This is a genomic window from Photobacterium proteolyticum, assembly GCF_001939735.1.
GTDB lineage: Bacteria > Pseudomonadota > Gammaproteobacteria > Enterobacterales > Vibrionaceae > Photobacterium > Photobacterium proteolyticum.
Genome location: NZ_MJIL01000101.1, coordinates 31,593 through 51,765, shown reverse-complemented (window position 1 = coordinate 51,765; position 20,173 = coordinate 31,593). Strand labels below are relative to the sequence as shown.

Below are 20,173 nucleotides of genomic sequence, written 5' to 3'. Positions count from 1 at the left end.
CGACTGTATTACAGTGGCCTAATACTCTCTTCATCAAGTACAGCAGCAAAGCGCTGGCAGATAAAGTTCACATTAGGATCACTCATTAAACTTTGCTTTGCCTGATCAAGCTTCTGGTGATAGAGCCCTTCTCGCCACTCTAGCGGCGAACACCCTTTCTCACCGAGTTCAATCGATAATTCGATTTCCATACCAAGCAATTCACCGATAGCCTGCGCCAACTGCTCTCTGGCCTTAGGGCTATCTAAATGTCGTTGAGACTGGCGTAAGAACAAAGTCACTTGCTGATCGTGTTGCTCAAACGCTGAATTTAATGCTAATTGCTGGACCATTCGCCCTACATTTAGCTTAGTCACTAAATCTGACCAACTATCCTGATTTGCCGCTTCTTTGACAAGCAATTTCGCCATCTCTGGCGTTTTTTCATGCTCTAGCGCGCGCTTCAGTGTCGCAGGTGCCACTTCCTGCTTTACCGCTTCAGGCTCTGGCTGAGCCATTGGCTTCCATCGGTATTCTTCATCCGACTTGCCCACCGGTTTCTCGGCAGCTCCCGGCGCTGGCATCGCGGATGCTCCGACAGACGGAGCTGGCTGACCCTTGTGCTTGGTAGCAATTCGGTCTAGCACATTGGTTGCGACTTTTTTAGCTGGCGCCGATTCAGTCTTTTTTGCAGCGGGAAGATCCTCATGGCCGCGCTTGCTCTTGCTTCTCAGCTTGTTCCTTGCTGCCAGCAACCCTGTTGCTGCCGATGACGGCTGTGGCTGAGCAGCAGCCTGCTGTTGCGAAGAAGGCCTTTCCTGACGCGACTCTTGCCGAGGCTCTTGCATAGCAGCATCATAGCCTTGCGGAGCATGCTGAGGTACAGCCGTTGATAGCTGAGAATTCCCCTGTTGCGGGTAACTATTCTGCGACTGGCCGTTTTGCACTGGGTTGCCTTGTGGGTTTCCGCCCTGAGGATAGCTATCCTGCGGATACGGGGGGATCTGCTCTTGCGGCGCAGACTGTACAGCATTACGCTGTGGCGGTTGCTGGACCGGAGCTACTGGTTGCGACTGGACCGGTGATTGCCCACCGCTCATCTGCGCCTTCAGAGCCTGCACCCGTTGCATTCCCTGCTGGCCTTGTGGCGCTCTCTGGGGCTGCGTAACAGGCTCTGTCGTTGGCACATGAATCGGCTGAGCGCTATTCCCCTGACCTGAAAGCGGACGGAACGCCAGCATTCTCAACAGCACCATTTCCAGCCCCGTACGGCCGTCAGGTGCATAGGCCAGATCCTGGCGCCCCTGCAAGGCAATCTGATAGCACAGTTGCACTTCCTGCGGCGATACGTGTTTGCTTAGCGCAATAACACGCTCGGCATCGGGCGCGCTATCATCCAACGACGCTGGCAATGCCTGGTACATAGCAACACGGTGCAACTGGGCTGCTAGTTCGCTTAATAGGCTATCCCATTCGACACCGACACCCGCCAGTTCTTCCAGGCATGCCATCGCAGACTGTGCTTCACCCTGCGCCATGGCTTCGAGCAAGTACAGCGCCTGCTCAGTGTTTAGCGTGCCCAGCATAGCCGAAACAGATTCAGCCTGAACCTGGCCATTACCCAGGGCTATCGCCTGATCGGTAAGGCTGAGCGCATCACGCATACTGCCTTCTGCAGCTCGGGCCAGCAAGCTCAACGCCCTAGGCTCATGCTCCACCTGCTCTTCAGTCAGCACTTTCTCCAATTGAGACTGAATTTGGGCATTATCTAAATGCTTTAGGTGAAACTGCAGGCAGCGCGACAAAATCGTCACCGGCAACTTCTGGGGATCGGTTGTAGCTAAGATAAACTTGACGTATTCCGGCGGCTCTTCAAGGGTTTTCAGTAATGCATTAAAGCTGTGACGAGAGAGCATGTGCACTTCGTCAATCAGATAAACCTTGAAACGGCCACGGGCAGGTTTGTACTGAACGTTATCAAGCAGTTCACGGGTGTCTTCGACTTTGGTCCGTGATGCCGCATCGATCTCCAGCAAATCGACAAAACGGCCTTCGTCGATCTCACGACAGGTCTCGCACTGGCCGCACGGCGTGGATGTCACCCCCTGCTCACAGTTCAGGCCTTTGGCAAATATACGGGCAATGCTCGTTTTACCCACCCCGCGGGTACCGCTGAACAAGTAGGCGTGGTGAAGACGGTTATGGGCAAGTGCATTGGCCAATGCCGTCAGGACATGGGACTGGCCGACAACATCCTCAAATTGATGCGGTCGCCATTTCCGTGCCAGAACCTGATAACTCATGTTTACTAACCTTACAGAATCAAGAACTCAATGCTAGCACAGGGAGGATTTTTGAGCGAGAGGGCGCCACGGCGAGCGCCCAATGATTAGCCAGATTGATACTGGCTACAGGGATTAGTGACCGTCAAAGTCACAGATGCTGTATACGTTAAGGCCAATGCCTTCCAAACGTTCTGCGCCACCCAGCTCAGGCAGATTGATCACAAATGCGGCATCTTCAACCACACCGCCCAAACGGCGAACCAGCTTGGTTGTCGCTTCAATGGTGCCGCCGGTAGCCAGCAAATCATCAACCAACAGTACCTTATCACCTTCGCTAATCGCATCGACATGGATCTCTAGCGTGTCCTGACCGTATTCAAGCTCATAGCTTTCACCGATCACCTCACGAGGCAGCTTGCCAGGCTTGCGAACTGGCACAAAGCCGACACCCAGCTCTAGCGCCAGCGGGGCACCGAACAAAAAGCCGCGCGCCTCAGTACCGATGACTTTCGTAATACCTTTGTTTTTGTACTGCTCGATCAGCACTTGCATCGTTGCACTATAAGCTGCTGGGTCTTCCATCAAGCTGGTAATATCCCGGAACAAAATACCTGGCTTCGGGTAGTCCGGGATAGATTTAATGCTACGCTTGATCAAAGCTAGTTTTTCTTGAGTCATAATCGTTTTCCGTGCACCATCTTACGCAAGTGCTGTAGCGCTTATTAAAAAGCCTGGCGCAGGGACAAACCTCGGCAGCAGGCAAATAAATTCCGGAGCAAATAGTATTGATTTTCACAGGCGGGAGCAACTAATACCAAGGGTTCTTTGTCATGAATCAATAGATATCGTTTACATCTCGCAGGGCTCGTCAGCAACGACTTACTTATTACCCACAGACGCATTTGAAAAACGTGAATTGTCTACCACCGGCAACCGGTTGAACCAAACCAGCAACAAAGTAGCCATCCCCATCAGCATCACCTTATGCCATAACAAGGGCACCAGATAAACAGACAGGGAAAAGCTGAGCACTATGGTGATATTAGCCCGACGCTTGACCGTTCTTGAGACGGCTCTGTTATCATGCCAGTTTTGCAGAACCGGACCGAAGTACGGATGTTGATGGAGCCAGCGGCTGAGGCGGGGCGAGCCACGCATAAAACAGGCGCTGGCCAGCAGCAAAAAAGGGGTCGTCGGCAGCAAAGGCAGAAAAATGCCCAAGACACCGAGAACAACACACAACCAGCCAACACTTAACAAGATGGCTCGTTTAATGATGTTTTTCATCCCCCTTCCTTACCGGTCAGGATAGAATACCAACCAATGTACCAGTAACTGATACTATAGGCTCAATATTCCCAACCAGGTTAAACTTGCCGGTAGTGTTGGCAGTGCCAGTGCAACGAGAAAACCAACAAAATATTTAAAACTATACGGGTCTTTAAAACCGTGTTCCATGGTACGCTTCCTTTATAGAGTATATATAGCTGACTTGCTTGTTGTCCGCAGCTTCTTTGGCCGCCGATCTTGAGCGAAAGTCACTATAGCGGATCAGGAAAGCGACAAAAACCGATGGAAATTAGGGTTATTCTGTCCATTACTCTATAAAGGTTTGATTCAAATCACAATCAAACTATCAAACCGTCTTAGACTAAATTTATCACTTATAAACATAATACCGAGATATGACAACGTCAGAGCGCACTTACCAACAGCTAATAGAGCATTTGGAGCAGGAACATACTCAGTTAGCCAAAGAGCTTAAGCATGAAATGCTGCTAAATACTCTTGTCCCTTCGGCGACAGCCATTGAGCAGGCCGATCTCAATGAGCTTATCGTGATGGCAAAATCCTCATTCATTCCAAACCTGTTTGATTTGGCGATGAAAATGGAAAAAGTCGATGCTGCCGTCTGCTCAATCAAACTGGGCATGTATGGGCTGTGTGTAGACTGTGAGGAAGAAATTGAACTCGAAGAACTTCAGGCTGACCCGGCTCAGCCGCGATGTCACTCATGCCGCGCCCATAGCCGCTATCACCATGATCAGTAACTTAAATTGGCGGGATAGAACATAACAGCCACCAAAGGCGGTTGGCTCGTCATCCCGCAATCAGCTTAGCTAGCTATACGTTGCGCTAGCTAGCGATAAACAGTTAGCGCTCACTGCGCATCTTGTGCTTTTGCCCACTGATAGAAGGCAGCTTTTTCTTCTGCATCAGCCTTGCTGTACCAGAGTTTCAACTGTGCCAAAGCATCACCTGAGATCGTCACTTCGCCCTGCTCACTCACTTCGACTGTCGCTTTCTCAAGATCAACGGCATAACCTTGCTCAAAAGTGATCCCATGCTGGCGGTTGTAGTCGGCAACCAGTTTTTCCATATTACTGAAGGCAGCAAAACCTTTACCCTGTAGTTCAACGTATTCCAAAGTCCGCATAGCACCGCTTTCTAGCTCCAGCTGCCATTCGGGACCTCGCTCAAAATGCGATTTAGCCTGAGTTAAGCTTGTCAGGAGTGGAAGCACGATTGTTGCGTTTTCATCCGGCACGTTCAGTTCAAACAGATAAGGGCGTGTAGTATACATTTTGGATTTCGAGCCACTTTTTAACTCACCATCAAAACGAACAACAACCTGATGCTTACCTGGTGCCAAGTCGACACTTTCAGTCTGAGACCAAAATGAGGAATCGACTTTCTTGCCATCGATAACTAAAAGCTCAATATTTGGACCCGTTGACAACGTGGCAGCCTGAAGGCTAAACGGCAATACCAACAACGCAGCAGCGACTAACTTTTTCATTTCTTTCCCTACTTCAATTTAAACTCACGCTTTAAGATAACAAAAAGCCGCCTAAAAGGCGGCTTTTTATATTCTTAGATTAAGTCAACCTTAGAATAGTACTTCCATACCAACTAGGTAACCTACATCTAGGTCAGATTTATCAGCATCAGCCCAACCAAGCTCACCATATACTTTCACGTTGCTGTGTAGTTTGTGAGTTACGTTAGCATAGATGTTGTCAACTGTATCATCATCAGCAGAGTCGTCTGCACGGTTATAACCTAGAGCAAAGGTGTTTTTGCCCATAGTGTATGAACCAGCAAGTTCAATCAGGTCAACATCAACAGTCGTTACACCAGCTTTCTTCTGCTCTACGTTACCGTAAGAAGCAGAAAATGCAAATGCACCCATTACGTACTCACCTTCAAGGTTGAAGCCATCAACTTCGAACTGATCTGCAGCATCAGCCAAATCTGAGCTTTCTGCAGTGTAGTAGTAAGCGCGAACATCGAAGTCGTTGAAACGTGCACCTAGGCGACCATCAGTGATAGTACCGTTAGTGTTTAGGAAGTCAGATTTAGCGTCATCAAGGCTATCTGCATCTGCATCAAGGTCGTGAGAAAGACCAAAGTAGAACTGACCGTTGTCAAATACGTACTTGATAGTTTCAGAACCTTCAGTACCAGCTAGGAAATCTAGCTGCTCGAAACCTAGTTCGTAATCTTTACCAACGCCTGCATCATCAGTGAGTAGTAGCTGACGACCGAAAGTTAGCGTACCGAAATCACCGCCAAGACCAACCCATAGTTCATCGTTAGTTGTTTCGCTTTTCTCGAACGCAAACGCAATACCACCAACAGCGTTTAGCGAGTCAGTAACTGCAATAGTTGTGTTCAGTGCTAGGTCACCATCATCTAAGTGAAAACCAGCATCAGCATTTGAAGTATCTTTCTGGATTGGCTGAAGGTACTGAACTTCAGCTGCTGCTGAAAGGTCAACTAGAACGCCATCTGCGTCATATAGGTTGATGCCTGCTTGCGCAGAACCAGCTGCTAGTACTGATAGTGCTAGAAGTGTCTTTTTCATGATATCCACTGCCTTTTCTTATTTAGACTGGAATTCCTGTTTTCAGAATTCCTTTTCTTTATATTCCTCCGGCTTCTAATCCCCTCATAACATAAAGAAAGATAAAAACCGAAGGTAAGTAACTTGTGGGCTCATCCTGACAGAACATTTATCCCTGTGTCAAATCATCTAAAAAGAACATCAAAAAAACTCAAAAAACAACAAAATCAAAAACTTACCATCAACACTGACTATTTATCCATCATCGATATGCACCACAACACGGTCTTGCCATTTTTTCACGCCAAACAAAAAACAACACAAAAAACCTAAAAACAATAAAAAAACCACACTGAGCAGGACAAAACACTAAACAGAGTCATGTTAGGTGGTTAATCCCTTGTTTATAAACAACTAGCTAAGCCGTTCAGTTTAGGTTCAATCTTATTTCGTGACTAAGATCTCATTTTTTTATAAATTTGTTCAGAACACGTTACCGCTCACATTTAGAGGTTCGTGCTATAATGCCACTCCCTGTCCTTATTAAGTTTCAGTTATGTTACACAGCCAGATAAAAAGTGATATCAAACAATGCTATGAGAACCTGGGAGCCCAGCTAGATAACTTTATTCCCAGACGCGCACAGAATTATCTGGTTGCTGAAATAGCCAAAACACTGGCAGGCGAATACCACCCCAAACACCGTATGCTGGTAGCAGAAGCCGGTACAGGGATCGGTAAATCTCTGTCATATCTGTTGGGCGGTATCCCTTTTGCGCTGTTCAATAACAAGAAAATACTGATCTCAACCGCAACGGTGGCACTTCAGGAACAGCTCATCAACAAAGATCTACCACTGTTTAATCAAATTTTTCCTAAAGAGTTCAGCTTTATCCTAGCCAAGGGCAGGCAACGATACTGCTGTACCCATAAGCTAGAAGCATGCTGTATTACCGATACTGATCAACAGGTTGCGCTGTGGGAAGAAAAACCTAAAAAGTCAGATTTAGAACTTTTGAAGCGGATGCTGAAAGCAGTTGAAACGCGGAAATGGGACGGTGACCGTGACAGCTGGCCAACGGCTGTTCCTGATCGCGTCTGGCAACAAATCGTCGCTGACAAGCACAGTTGCCATGCCGGGCTCCCCAAGCACCGCAGCTGCCCATTTGCCAAGGCTCGCGAACACCTTGAAAAAGCCGATGTCATTGTGGCCAACCATGCATTGCTGATGGCCGATATCGAGCTTGGCGGCGGTATTATCCTGCCAGAGCCCGAGCAAACCATTTATGTCATTGATGAAGCCCATCACCTACCTCAAGTGGCCAGAGACTTCTCCTCGGCAGCAGCCAGCCTCAAAGGTGCGGCCAACTGGCTGGAGAAACTCAACCAATCTGTAGGCAAACTGGCTGAGCTGGCGGATTATAAGAAATCGGGGCGTTTCCAAACCAACCTCAATGAAACCATCAGCCATTTGATACCGTCACTAAGGCAAATTGCGGCCAATATCGACCCGGCCCAGTTTAACCAGGACGGCATTTATCGATTTGAACACGGTGAACTTCCCAGTTGGCTAGTCGAGGAAGCGAAAAGCTGCAAAGAAGCCAGCAAGAAGGCATTACAGTCACTAGGAAAAATCCATGACCTTATCGCCGAGCGAACCAAGGACAACGAGATACTTCCCAGGCTGGGAGAGCAGGCACTTGCCGAGTCCGGGTTTTACTTACAGCGGCTGGAAAACCTGGAGAAAGTCTGGTCCCTGATGGCCCAACCCAACAAGGACAAGGGTGCCCCGTTAGCCCGCTGGATAGAGAAAAACCCCGATCGCGAGGGAGACTATATCATTGAAGTTTCCCCGCTCGAAGTCGGCTATCGGCTGGATCAGCTGCTTTGGAGCCGCGCAGCCGGTTCCATTTTAGTGTCAGCCACCCTCAGGGCATTGAACCAATTTGACTACTTCTGTCGCCAAGCAGGTATCTTTGAGAAAGAGAGCACACGCTTTCTGGCACTGGCTTCACCGTTTGACTACCAGAACAATGCCCGTCTGGTCATTCCGGCCATGTCGCTTGAACCGCAGGCCGACAAGTTCACCGATCTCTTAATCAAAACCCTGCCGGAATATCTCGAAGGCGAAAAGGCCAGCCTGGTGCTGTTCTCGTCATATTGGCAGATGAACAAGGTTGCGGAAGCATTACGGCCACTGATGAAGAAAAACAAGTGGGAGCTATTGATACAAGGTGAGGAATCAAGAAACCTCACCCTAAAAAAACATAAAGAAAACTGCCAAAAAGGTAAATCCAGCATTCTTTTCGGTACCGGCAGCTTTTCTGAAGGTCTTGATTTACCTGGAGATTTACTTACCAATTTAATTATTACCAAAATCCCCTTCGCCGTTCCGACTTCACCGGTAGAAGAGGCCCATGCCGAGTATATTGAAAGCCGGGGTGGCAATCCCTTCCTGCAAATCTCGGTACCGGAGGCCAGTAAAAAACTGATCCAATCAGCAGGACGCCTACTGCGCAAAGAAGAGGATTCTGGTAGAGTCGTGCTGCTCGACCGCCGGGTAATCAGCCGTCGCTACGGTAAGGCACTGCTTGATTCATTACCGCCTTTTAAACGTGTCATTGAATACGCTTAAACAACACTTAAACCAAGAATAACGATTAATGATAGAAATGATTGAACCAAGTATGCTCATCATACTTGGTCTTGTAGCGCTAGCTGCCGGATTTATTGATGCCGTAGCCGGAGGAGGAGGAATGCTGACTGTTCCCGCTCTGCTCTCAATCGGCCTGCCCCCGCATATCGCGTTGGGAACCAATAAACTGGCAGCGACCTTTGCTTCATCAACCGCAGCCTGGACGTATTATAAAAAACAGTTATTCTCGCCGGCTTTTTGGCGGATGTCGTTTGTCGCGACCCTAATCGGTGCAATCAGCGGTACTCTGGTTGTGGATCTCATCAGCACTGCCTGGCTGGAAAAAGTTCTGCCGCTGATCATTCTGACCGTCGCGATCTACACCATCTGGCACCCGCACCCGAAGGGAAATTCTCATCGCCTCCCTACGCCATGTAAAAAGCTGACCAAGAAACAATGGATCCAGGGCACCACGCTTGGCTTTTATGATGGCGTGGCCGGGCCGGGAACCGGAGCCTTCTGGACCGTCTCCAACATGGCGCTCTATCGGCTCGATATCCTAATGGCATCCGGACTGTCCAAGGCTATGAACTTCACCAGCAACCTAACCTCGCTGGTAACCTTTGCCATTCTTGGTCATATTAATTTCGCACTCGGCCTGACAATGGGCGTATGCTTAATGCTAGGGGCCTATATCGGCGCACATTCAGCTATTCGGTTTGGAGCCAAATTTATTCGTCCGGTGTTCGTCACCGTTGTTATTGTGCTGGCTGTCAAGCTTGCCTGGCAAGCCTGGCTCTAGAACAGGAAGGGATTATGCCTGATCTTAAACGGTTAGAAGATATACTGGAACAACTGGCACAAGACGCTGCGCAAATTGATCGTAAGCGGGGCGAGGCACAACGCCCTCTATTTGATGAACAGCTGTTTTTCTGTCGCAGTAAACTACTGACCCCTTGTGTAACAGAAGTGCGCAGTGAAATTACCGCACTGAGAAACGAGCGAAAAACCGGCAAATTACTGGCATCACGGACCCAGCACATCTGTGAAAAAGTCGTCGCTCAAATTCAGGCTATCCAGCGTGAACTCGCCACAGTGCAAGTCCGTAAAAACGAACCCAAGCGCAACCGGGGCTGGCGGCGCCCTATTCATGAAATGTATCAGGATTTAGCCCAGCACCAAGATTGGGAGCGACGGCTTGCAGCGATGCAAAGAGACAAGGAAATGCTGCTAAGCCGCTGTACAACGATCACGGACCAGCAAAAACTGCAAAAAGAAATTTTAGCGCTTGAAGGTAGACTGACACGCTGCCGGACGGCCCTTGCCAAAATTGAAAAAGATATCAGCCTTCGGGAACGGAAAGGATAACAGATGCTGCCCTTGGTCTATCACCCTATCTATTCAGAGCTTGAGCTACCGGACGGCCACCGTTACCCCATCTCGAAGTATCGCCGCCTGTATCAGTACCTGATTGACGAAATGAAACTCGATCAAGACAACGAGATCCTGTTCTGCCAGCCAGAAGCAATTGGTGTCGATGAACTGAAAGCGCTCCATCACCCCGACTATATTGAAGCGTTGTTTGGCAACACTCTACCCGCAGCGAAAATGCGCCGTATTGGTTTCCCATGGAGCCAGCAGCTGGTCAAGCGAACATTAACGTCTACCGCCGGTACCAAAATGGCTGTCGATCTGGCCAGTCAGTATGGGATTGGTATCCACCTCAGTGGCGGCTATCACCATGCGCATCATGATTTTGGCAGTGGTTTTTGTCTGGTCAACGATCTGGCATTTGCGGCCAGACACGCCCTTACCCTCGATAATATCGACAAGGTGATGGTTATCGACTGTGATGTCCATCAGGGCGACGGTACGGCCACCCTGCTCCGCGACGATGACAACATCATTACGTTCTCCGTTCACTGTGATAAAAATTTCCCGGCGCGCAAGCCTGCCTCCGATATCGACTTGGCATTGCCAAAACACACGACAACCACCGAATACCTAGAGACTTTCGAATCTATCTTGAATTTGGCTCTGGCCCAGCACCAACCTGATTTCATCATTTATGATGCCGGTGTCGATATCCACCAGCATGATGAGCTGGGCTATTTTGATGTCTGCCTTGATGGCATCTTCCGCCGTGATCATCTGGTACTCAGCCGTTGCCAGAAAGCCGATATACCTATTGCCGCAGTCGTCGGTGGCGGATACCGGCAAGATCATCAGCAACTGGTCGAACTGCACGCCCAGTTAGTTCATGCCGCAAGAAAAGTCTATCATTCAGGGTAACATTGTTGAATTAACTGTACTCAATTCTCGCTGAAACAAGCATCTTGAGGTAGTTTGGGTATATAACTCTAAATTAAGAGAGAAAGCAATAATGACAAACGATAATTCACCGTCATCACTCGAGGAAGCTCCAGCAGATATTAAACTGGCAGTGGATCTTATTTACTTACTTGAAACGAATGAAATACCGCCTGAGGTTGCATTATCGGCGTTAGAAATTGTGGCTCAAGATCTCAAAAAAAAAATAAATAAAGGCCAATAGCCTCTAACACCCACGCGCTTACTATTTTATTAGCCATGTATAGAGCGCAGAGTGTGATTTCCACCCGCAGCCTGACCTTCAGGCTGCTGCCTTCCCTTAAATCCTGTTGGCGTATACCCTAGCCACCCCAAGCCGTCATAAAATTGACAGTTTTAATTATTAATCTGTCAATTAAATAGCCATCTTTGACTTTAATAAAAATATAATCATATATTAGAGGTATGCGATTTAATTTACGTATAAATATATCTAGAATACTAGCTGCTTATATTATTATTAAAACTCTATCTACTTTTTGTTTTTAAATTCACCGCCAAGGAGTATCTCATGAAGAGGGAATTTAAAGTGGCTGCACTTGCCGCAGCAATTGCACTGTCAGGCTGTGCATCCGACTCAGATTCAACGGCTAGCCTCCCTTTGGACACCAACCAGTCTCAAACGGCAATACAAATTGATGCAGTGAAGCAATCAATTGATTTGGCGGAAAAAACACTTGAGTCTTCTTATCAGGCGGATCTGGATTGGTTTGCTTCCATTCAAGTTCGAGATGCGAAAATAGCGCTGGCCGAGGCCAAGGAATATTATGCCGAATTTGAGCTTGATCCATCCGAAGCAAACAGCAGTAGCGGCTTCTTTAGCTCAAAAACCAACCTTCAGGCTACTGAAGAAGGCATCGCCAAATTTAACGCGCACATCAACAAGGCTGAATCCATTCGTGGCGAAGTATTGATTGTATTAGAAGATGCCTTTGGTTACCGAGAGCAGCTAGCGACCATCAATGCTGCGAAATACTATCCAAAAACAGCCAAACAGCTTGAGCAGAATCTGAAAAAGCTTGTTGACTATGTAGCCAACGAAGATACCGACAAGGCTATCAATGCCCAGCCAGAGCTAGTACGAAAGCAGCGCGCGCTGGAAGTCAAAACAGTCACTCGCATCTACTTGTCTGATGCGCAAAAAGAGCTGAAACGCCTGAAAACCGCAAAAGTAGGCATGCATGCACCCGAAACACTGGCCCGTGCAGCTGCCGCAGTAACAGCTGCCGAAGCTTTCATTGCCGCAGAGCCGCGCTCGACAGCGAAAATCATCGACAAAGCCGATGAAGCTATGTTCTCACTCAACCATGCTCAGCAAATTGCAACCGTAGTGAAGAAACTAAAAGCAATGCCGGAGAAAGACTACGAGCGCCATGTATTGAGCTACGAGAAAATTTTGCTTGAAATCACCCTTGCTCTTGGTGCTGAAGACATGCGTGACCAGGCAATCAGCAAACAAGGTAAAAACCTTGTCCAGTACATCAAAGACAACCTGCGTGACGAGCAGAAAACGATGCTTGCCCAGCAGAAAGTCCGCAGTGAGCTAATCGATGAGAAAGCCCGTACCGCTCAGCTTGAAAAAGAAGTAGCCAAGCTATCAGCCCAGCTTCTTGCAACCAAGCAGGCGCCAGCAGCAACAGCTGAAAATGCAACACCAGTGAAAAGTGCAACGGTTACCACTGAAGCCGACACTACGGAAACCACTACCACAACCAATGAAGCAAGCTAAGCCAACATCGTCTTAGTTCTTCTATATGAAACGCCCCCTCTCACGACGGGGCGTTTTTTCTTTATATCTATAATATTAACTATAATGAATCTTGACCTTCCCCTAAGGGAAGGGTTTACAGTTTTCAACGAAACATCAATTTCATCGTAATGGTTGCAATGACATACCGCATTGGCACATACAATTTGCTAGCACTTATTCTGGTTCTGATGATCAGCCTGATCACTAAACCAGTATTGGGTATGTCTGTTCATCAGATGAACATGGTGACAGCACCTTCGGTATCTCTGATATCTCACCCGCAGCCAACTAAAACCAGCGCTCATAATGCTGGTAGTGACTGCCATCAGGCACTCCACTCGCTTTCAGAATCGCAGCCCGAGTGTTGTTCTACCCCAGATTCAACTGCTTCGCCATGCTCTGACTGCGATATGACCCACTGTCAGCCTTACAGCAACTACCTGCCAATAGGCAGTGAGACTTCTTCCGGCTTAACTAGCAGTCTCTTGATTCCACAACTTTCTTCAGCCTACCCAGTCTCGCGGACAGAAACCCTGTTCCGTCCACCGATCGTATAAATACCTACCGCAAATCTAACTCGCAGCTTTCAGCCCCATTTTAGGTGTTATATCACCAATGGCAGCCGGTTAGCTCGCGAATCAATTCTGACTTTTTGTAGTGGATGTATTTATGCACAAACGCATACTGCCCCGTGTATTGGGCATGGCGCTATTTGCGTCATGGACCCCCTATTTAATTGCAAACCCGGTAATTGCAAATCCGGTAAACGCAGACCCGGAACTAAGTAGCCTCATTGACTGGGCTATTACACACGATCCCGGTAAACAACAACTCCAGTATCAGGCCGATGCAATGACTGATATGGGGATCGCCTCCGGCCAGTGGATGGATCCCAAACTCAAGGTCGGTGTCGGCGGATTACCCGTTGACACCTTTGATTTCGATGATGACCCGATGACCAATGTGTCTGTCGGACTGATGCAGCAGTTTGGCCGCGGCGACACCCTGGCTCTAAAGCAACAGCAAAGTACGCAGCAGGCAGATAGCCTGCGCGAGAAAATGGGGGTACGTGAACTGGATATTAAAAATGCCATCACAACTCAATGGATAGAACTGGCCTATCTACAACAAGCCCATCAGCTTCTACGCCAGAACCGAACCCTGTTTACCGAGCTGGAACACTTTCTCGGTACCAACTATGGGGTCGGGGCTAATCAGGCTCAGGACATTATCCAGGCGCAATTACAGATCAGCCGAGTGGATGAAAAGCTCCAGGCCAATGAACAGATGCAGCAACGGCTTCGTGCCCAACTCTCTGAATGGTTAGGTCAGCAGGCATCAACAGTAAAAGCCGACAGCTATCCGCAATGGACGAGCTTAAATGCCTATCTCGCAACGGCGCCATCAGATAGCTATCAGGTACTGGCTGTCCACCCATCAGTACGCATGGTTGATCAATTAATCGAGAGCGCCGAAACCGGCGTTGATATTGCGCACGAGGCTTACCAGCCGCAGTTCGGGATAGAAGTCATGTACGGCTATCGACAGGCAAATGGCATGAACGGCAAGCCAGCTTCAGATCTGGTCAGTGCATTTCTGACTCTGGATATACCGCTCTTTACCGACAAGCGACAGGATAAAAAACTATCTTCCGCCCAGCACCAGCTAGGAGCCGCCAAATCACAGCGCGATTTAATGCTCCAGCAAATGAACGCCAAAGTCGCGGCATTGCTCATAGACCGCAGCAATATCGAGCAGCGTTTAGCCCGCTACCAAGACTCGCTGCTGCGTCAGGCCAAAGAGAAAACCCGTGCCATCGAACGAGGCTACCAGAACAACACCAATCAACTCGATGAGTATATCCGGGCCGCCAGTGATGAGCTGACGATTGAACTGGAACAGGCACGTCTCAATGCCGATCTGCAACTGGCTAATAGCAACCTTGCCTACATGCTGAATAAATTTTAGGAATAAGAATGAAACAATCACTCACTATTGCCGTACTGGCACTCGCAGTCGGCAGCGCCCTGGGCTACTACATCGCTACCGAAACACATTCGGTTGGAGAGCAAGCGGCCACCAGTACCAGCAGCAACGAGCCCCTGTATTGGGTTGCGCCTATGGATCCCAACTACAAACGGGACAAGCCCGGAAAATCACCAATGGGGATGGATTTGATCCCGGTGTATGAAGAAGATCTGGCTGGAGGAAACAAGGAGCAAGCCGGCACAGTATCCATCTCTCCGGCCGTGGAAAACAGCCTTGGCGTCAAAACGACACAAGTTAGCATACAAAACCTCGAACCAAAGATTGATACAGTCGGTTATGTTTCCTTCGACGAAAGCCAACTATGGCAGATCAACAGCCGGATCAGCGGCTGGATCCAAAAGCTCAATGTGGATGCCATTGGCGAGAAGGTAAATAAAGGCGATGTCCTGTTTGAGGTCTACTCCCCGGATCTGGTTCGCGCTCAGGAAGAGTTGCTCAATGCCAAACGGATTGGCAAAGCCGTTCTGGTCAAAGGGGCCAAAGAGCGCCTCGCTTCGCTCGGTGTCGATAACAGCCAGATCAATGAAGTCTTGCGCCGTGGAAAAGCCAAAAGAAACATTGCAATCAAAGCCCCGGCTAATGGTGTGATAGCCACACTGAGCGTTCGAAACGGTGCCTATCTATCACCACAGCAAACCGTAATCAGTGGCGGCTCACTCGATAATGTCTGGGTCGATGCGGAAATCTTCGAGCGTCAGGCCCATTGGATCAAGTCCGGTACCTATGCCGACATGAACATTGATGCCTTGCCGGGCAAGCAATGGCTGGGGGAAGTAGACTATGTCTATCCCATCCTGGATCCCCAAACCCGTACCCTGCGGGTTCGACTCAAATTTCCCAACCCAGATGGCGAACTCAAGCCCAATATGTTTGCGAGCCTGACCATGGTACCTCGTAGCAACGACACTGTTATTGCGGTACCGGATCAAGCCGTGATCCGCACAGGCAATATGACCCGCGTTGTACTGGCTCTCGGAGAGGGTAAATACCGCTCTGCCCGGATAGAAACCGGCCGTGTCGCAGGTGGTATGGTCGAAGTGCTTAAGGGGCTGACAGCCCAAGACATCGTAGTGACCTCGGCGCACTTCATGCTGGATTCCGAATCGAGCCAGAGCGCCGATCTAAGCCGGATTGCAGGCACTCAGCCAGCAGAAACCGATCAGAGAATCGTCAACGCTACTGGTGTGATCCGCAACGTCATGGCTAGCCACAAGATGCTAACCATAGAGCATGCTCCTATCGAGCAATGGAGCTGGCCTGCGATGACAATGGACTTCACCGTCGGCGACAGCAGCAACCTGAGTCAATTGAAAAATGGCCAGTCGGTAGACTTCATTCTTGAAAAAAGTAGTGATGGCCAATTTGTCGTCAGTCAGGTTATTGCTGCCCAGTCCAATAATAACCTTGATCATAACACCATGGATCACAGCACTATGGACCACAGCAAGATGAACCACGGCGAAATGGATCATAGCAAACTGGAACTAGGCACTAAGGCAGGTGCACAATGATTGGAGCGATAATCCGCTGGTCGATTGCAAACCGCTTTCTGGTCCTAATAGCCACGGTCTTTCTGGTCGCCGCTGGCCTATATAGTGTCAAAAAAACGCCTATTGATGCCATTCCTGACTTGTCTGATGTACAGGTTATTATCAAGACCAGCTATCCGGGACAGGCTCCCCAGGTCGTCGAAGATCAGGTCACCTACCCTCTGACGACGGCCATGCTGGCGGTACCGGGCGCTGAAACGGTCCGGGGCTATTCCTTCTTCGGCGACTCCTATGTCTACATCATTTTCAATGATGAAACTGACATGTACTGGGCGCGCTCGCGGGTACTGGAATATCTCAGCCAGGTGGCACCAAATCTGCCACCGAGCGCCAAGCCAACCCTGGGGCCAGATGCAACCGGGGTGGGCTGGATCTTCAGCTATGTTCTCACCGACACAACCGGGCAGCACGATCTCAGTGAGCTAACCAGCCTGCAAGACTGGTTCCTGAAGTACGAACTGCAAACCGTTGATGGAGTCTCGGAGATCACCACCGTCGGCGGTATGGTCAAGCAGTACCAGGTACAAATTGATCCGGCCAAGCTACGCGCCTACAACCTGACCTTGCAGCAAATCAACATGGCGATTCAGGCAGGTAACCAGGAAGCCGGCGCATCAGTTGTCGAAGTGGCTGAAGCCGAGCATATGGTTCGGGCTACAGGCTATGTTTCCGATATCAAAGACCTAAAAAATCTGCCGCTCAAAGTCACCGCCAAGGGAACACCGCTGCTACTGGGAGACATTGCTGATATTAACCTCGGTCCGCAAATGCGCCGCGGGATCTCAGAGCTTAACGGCAAGGGGGAAGCGGTTGGCGGCGTGATCGTGATGCGATTTGGCGAAAACGCCAGGGAAGTAATCGAGAACGTCAAAGCCAAACTGACAGAACTTCAGCGTAGCCTGCCAGAAGGGGTAGAAATAGTACCGACCTACGACCGCTCAAGCCTGATTGACCGTGCCGTCGACAACCTGTACGAGAAACTGCTGGAAGAGTTCATTGTGGTGGCACTGGTCTGTGCCCTCTTCCTGTTCCACTTCCGCTCGTCACTGGTGGTCATGATCAGCCTGCCGATAGGCATTCTTAGTGCCTTTATCGTGATGCACTGGCAGGGCATCAACGCCAATATCATGTCGCTCGGAGGCATTGCCATCGCCATCGGTGCCATGGTCGACGGTGCTATCGTGATGATCGAAAACGTTCACAAGCATCTCGAACGTACCCCACTGACGGATAAAAATCGCTGGCAGGTGATCGGAAAAGCAGCAGAAGAAGTCGGCACCCCGTTGTTTTTCTCGCTGATCATTATCACCTTGAGTTTTGTGCCTGTCTTTGCCCTCGAAGGCCAGGAAGGCAAAATGTTCTCGCCGTTGGCCTTCACCAAAACGTATGCCATGGCAGCGTCGGCGGGACTGGCCATCACCCTGGTACCTGTGCTGATGGGCTACTTTATCCGCGGCAAGGTACTGCCTGAACATAAAAACCCGGTAAACCGGGCTGTTATCGGCCTGTATCGTCCGTTACTTAACCTCAGTATGCGATTCCCGAAAACCATTATCGTCATGGCTATCGCATTAATGGCCTCTGCCTATTACCCGATACAAAAAATGGGCAGTGAGTTCATTCCGCCGCTGGACGAAGGTGATCTCATGTATATGCCGACGACCTATCCGGGCATTTCCATCGGTAAAGCCCGTGAGCTGTTGCAACAAACCGACAAAATGATCAAAACCATTCCGGAGGTCAAAACGGTCTGGGGTAAAATTGGCCGGGCCAATACTGCTACCGATCCCGCCCCGCTGACCATGATCGAAACCATCATTCAATTTAAACCGAAAGATGAGTGGCGAGCAGGTGTGACGAACGACAGCCTTCGCCGGGAGCTGGACCAGCTCATCCAGTTCCCGGGCCTGACCAACGCCTGGGTAATGCCGATAAAAACTCGCATCGATATGCTGGCGACAGGGATTAAGACCCCTATCGGCGTCAAGATTGCCGGCCCTGAGCTCAAGCAGATAGAAGCCATCGGTACCCAGCTCGAAACGGTATTGGAAGGAGTGGAAGGTACAGCCTCCGTCTATGCCGAACGTGTTGCCGGCGGACGTTATATCACCATGGATATTAAACGCCGTGAAGCAGCACGCTACGGCTTGAGTATCAAGGACATCCAGCAGGTGATCAGCACCGCCATCGGGGGAATGAACGTCGGTGAGTCGGTTGAAGGCCTGGAGCGCTATCCGATTAATGTTCGCTACCCGCAAAGCTACCGCGACTCGCTGGTCAAACTGCAAAACCTGCCGCTGGTCACACCGAACGGGGCACGTATTGCGCTGGCCGATGTTGCTGATGTCCGTTTTGAAGACGGCCCGCCGATGATCAAAACCGAAAATGCCCGTCCTAACGGTTGGGTATTCATCGATATTGACGGCCGGGATCTCGGCTCCTATGTCCAGGATGCCCAGCAAAAAGTCGCTCAGGAGTTGAACTTGCCAGCAGGCTATTCACTCACTTGGTCCGGTCAGTATGAATATATGGAGCGCGCAAAGGCCAGATTGAGCGCCGTTGTGCCTGCCACTATCGCCATCATCATGATGCTGCTCTACATGAGCTTCCGACGCGCCGGAGAAGTACTGATGATCATGGGCACCTTGCCCCTTGCTATGGTTGGCGGCCTCTGGCTAATGGAAATACTCGGCTATAACTTCTCGATTGCCGTCGGTGTCGGTTTCATTGCCTTGGCCGGGGTTGCGGTAGAGATCGGAGTGATCATGCTGGTGTACCTCAACCAGGCGTGGACATTCAGACAGCTTGAGCGCGAGCATCAGCAGACCCCCCTGACCAAGGCCGATCTCACTGAAGCGATCAAGGAAGGTGCCGGGCTGCGTGTTCGCCCCGTCATGATGACGGTAGCAACAGTGATCATCGGCCTGATCCCGATTATGTACGGCTCGGGTACCGGTTCTGAAGTCATGCAGCGTATTGCCGCCCCGATGATTGGCGGTATGGCGTCTGCCCTGCTGCTGACCTTGGTTGTCCTGCCCGCGGTGTTCAAGCTCTGGACAGAAGCCAGCCACCAGCTAAAACAATAAACGTACTTTTGTGAAGAAGAATAATTGAAAGGAACGATAAATGAAGAACTATCAACTACTACCAATAGGGTTACTGTTTGCCGCTGCGACAAGCTTTGCCGCTGGGCAGCATGAGGGGATGGATCACAGTCAGATGGACCACAGCAACATGCACCACGACAACATGGAGCACCACGGAAAGATGGCCTCCGCCGTTGGTATGCCCGCTCCTGTCGAGCAAGCAACACAAACAGTCAAGGTAAGCCTTAGCGATGACATGAAAATGCAGTTTTCGCCTGCACTCAATATTAAACAAGGCGATATCGTGCGCTTCGTGGTCACGAATACCGGCCAAATTCCTCATGAATTCTCAATTGGTAGCATTGACGAGCAAGACAAGCACCGGGCAATGATGCGCTCCATGCCGGATATGCAGCATTCGGACGGCACGACAGTCACCTTGCAGGCCGGTGAAACCGCAGAACTCGGCTGGCATTTCATGGGGCAGAACTTTGTTGAGTTTTCCTGCAATATTCCTGGCCATGCCGAAGCTGGTATGAAAATGAATACGATCCTACGCTAAAAGCCGGATATACAAGTCCTGTTATCTAAAAAGAAAAATTGAAAAAAGGGAGCAGCAACC

17 protein-coding genes are annotated in these 20,173 nt (G+C 49.7%); 12 read left to right on the top strand and 5 right to left on the bottom strand.

Annotation, left to right across the window (positions count from 1 at the left end; all coding sequences use genetic code 11):
• Positions 1-8: 8 nt before the first annotated feature.
• The 3 genes from dnaX to BIT28_RS28030 form a co-directional block, all read right to left on the bottom strand.
• Positions 9-2,282, bottom strand: a complete 2,274-nt coding sequence (gene dnaX, locus BIT28_RS28040; protein WP_075768270.1) for a DNA polymerase III subunit gamma/tau — start codon at positions 2,280-2,282, stop codon at positions 9-11.
• A gap of 114 nt (positions 2,283-2,396) precedes the next feature.
• Positions 2,397-2,942, bottom strand: coding sequence for an adenine phosphoribosyltransferase (gene apt, locus BIT28_RS28035; protein ID WP_075768269.1), 546 nt, complete (start codon positions 2,940-2,942; stop codon positions 2,397-2,399).
• Between the two features lie 201 nt (positions 2,943-3,143).
• Positions 3,144-3,551: a YbaN family protein gene (locus BIT28_RS28030; protein ID WP_075768268.1), complete on the bottom strand. Its 408-nt coding sequence runs from the start codon at positions 3,549-3,551 to the stop codon at positions 3,144-3,146.
• Positions 3,552-3,949: 398 nt separating this feature from the next.
• Here BIT28_RS28030 and BIT28_RS28025 point away from each other — a divergent pair, with 398 nt between their 5' ends.
• Entirely contained in the window at positions 3,950-4,315 is a 366-nt protein-coding gene (locus tag BIT28_RS28025) for a conjugal transfer protein TraR (protein WP_075768267.1), read from the top strand.
• 110 nt (positions 4,316-4,425) lie between these two features.
• Here BIT28_RS28025 and BIT28_RS28020 read toward each other — a convergent pair whose 3' ends face one another.
• Positions 4,426-5,064, bottom strand: a complete 639-nt coding sequence (locus BIT28_RS28020) for a YccT family protein (RefSeq protein ID WP_075768266.1) — start codon at positions 5,062-5,064, stop codon at positions 4,426-4,428.
• A 90-nt stretch (positions 5,065-5,154) separates the two neighbouring features.
• Positions 5,155-6,132: a porin gene (locus tag BIT28_RS28015; protein WP_075768265.1), complete on the bottom strand. Its 978-nt coding sequence runs from the start codon at positions 6,130-6,132 to the stop codon at positions 5,155-5,157.
• A 535-nt stretch (positions 6,133-6,667) separates the two neighbouring features.
• Here BIT28_RS28015 and dinG point away from each other — a divergent pair.
• From dinG to BIT28_RS27960, 11 genes are all read left to right on the top strand, one after another.
• Positions 6,668-8,746, top strand: coding sequence for an ATP-dependent DNA helicase DinG (gene dinG, locus BIT28_RS28010; RefSeq protein ID WP_075768264.1), 2,079 nt, complete (start codon positions 6,668-6,670; stop codon positions 8,744-8,746).
• Positions 8,747-8,774: 28 nt separating this feature from the next.
• Positions 8,775-9,548, top strand: a complete 774-nt coding sequence (locus BIT28_RS28005) for a sulfite exporter TauE/SafE family protein (protein ID WP_075768263.1) — start codon at positions 8,775-8,777, stop codon at positions 9,546-9,548.
• Between the two features lie 14 nt (positions 9,549-9,562).
• Positions 9,563-10,114, top strand: a complete 552-nt coding sequence (locus BIT28_RS28000) for a primosomal replication protein (RefSeq protein WP_075768262.1) — start codon at positions 9,563-9,565, stop codon at positions 10,112-10,114.
• 3 nt (positions 10,115-10,117) lie between these two features.
• Positions 10,118-11,038, top strand: coding sequence for a histone deacetylase family protein (locus tag BIT28_RS27995; RefSeq protein ID WP_075768261.1), 921 nt, complete (start codon positions 10,118-10,120; stop codon positions 11,036-11,038).
• A 91-nt stretch (positions 11,039-11,129) separates the two neighbouring features.
• On the top strand, positions 11,130-11,300 hold the full coding sequence (gene rsmS, locus BIT28_RS27990; RefSeq protein WP_075768260.1) for a pleiotropic regulatory protein RsmS: 171 nt from the start codon (positions 11,130-11,132) through the stop codon (positions 11,298-11,300).
• A 327-nt stretch (positions 11,301-11,627) separates the two neighbouring features.
• On the top strand, positions 11,628-12,845 hold the full coding sequence (locus BIT28_RS27985) for a hypothetical protein (RefSeq protein ID WP_075768259.1): 1,218 nt from the start codon (positions 11,628-11,630) through the stop codon (positions 12,843-12,845).
• Positions 12,846-13,003: 158 nt separating this feature from the next.
• Complete coding sequence (locus BIT28_RS27980) at positions 13,004-13,423, top strand: hypothetical protein (protein ID WP_139310530.1); 420 nt, start codon at positions 13,004-13,006, stop codon at positions 13,421-13,423.
• A 112-nt stretch (positions 13,424-13,535) separates the two neighbouring features.
• A complete protein-coding gene (locus BIT28_RS27975) occupies positions 13,536-14,834 on the top strand; it encodes a TolC family protein (RefSeq protein WP_075768257.1) in 1,299 nt (432 codons plus the stop codon).
• Positions 14,835-14,842: 8 nt separating this feature from the next.
• On the top strand, positions 14,843-16,426 hold the full coding sequence (locus BIT28_RS27970) for an efflux RND transporter periplasmic adaptor subunit (protein WP_075768256.1): 1,584 nt from the start codon (positions 14,843-14,845) through the stop codon (positions 16,424-16,426).
• Positions 16,423-19,551, top strand: coding sequence for an efflux RND transporter permease subunit (locus BIT28_RS27965; protein WP_075768255.1), 3,129 nt, complete (start codon positions 16,423-16,425; stop codon positions 19,549-19,551). The genes BIT28_RS27970 and BIT28_RS27965 overlap by 4 nt, the downstream gene beginning before the upstream one ends.
• 40 nt (positions 19,552-19,591) lie before the next feature.
• Entirely contained in the window at positions 19,592-20,113 is a 522-nt protein-coding gene (locus tag BIT28_RS27960) for a cupredoxin family protein (RefSeq protein WP_075768254.1), read from the top strand.
• The last annotated feature ends 60 nt before the right edge of the window (positions 20,114-20,173 follow it).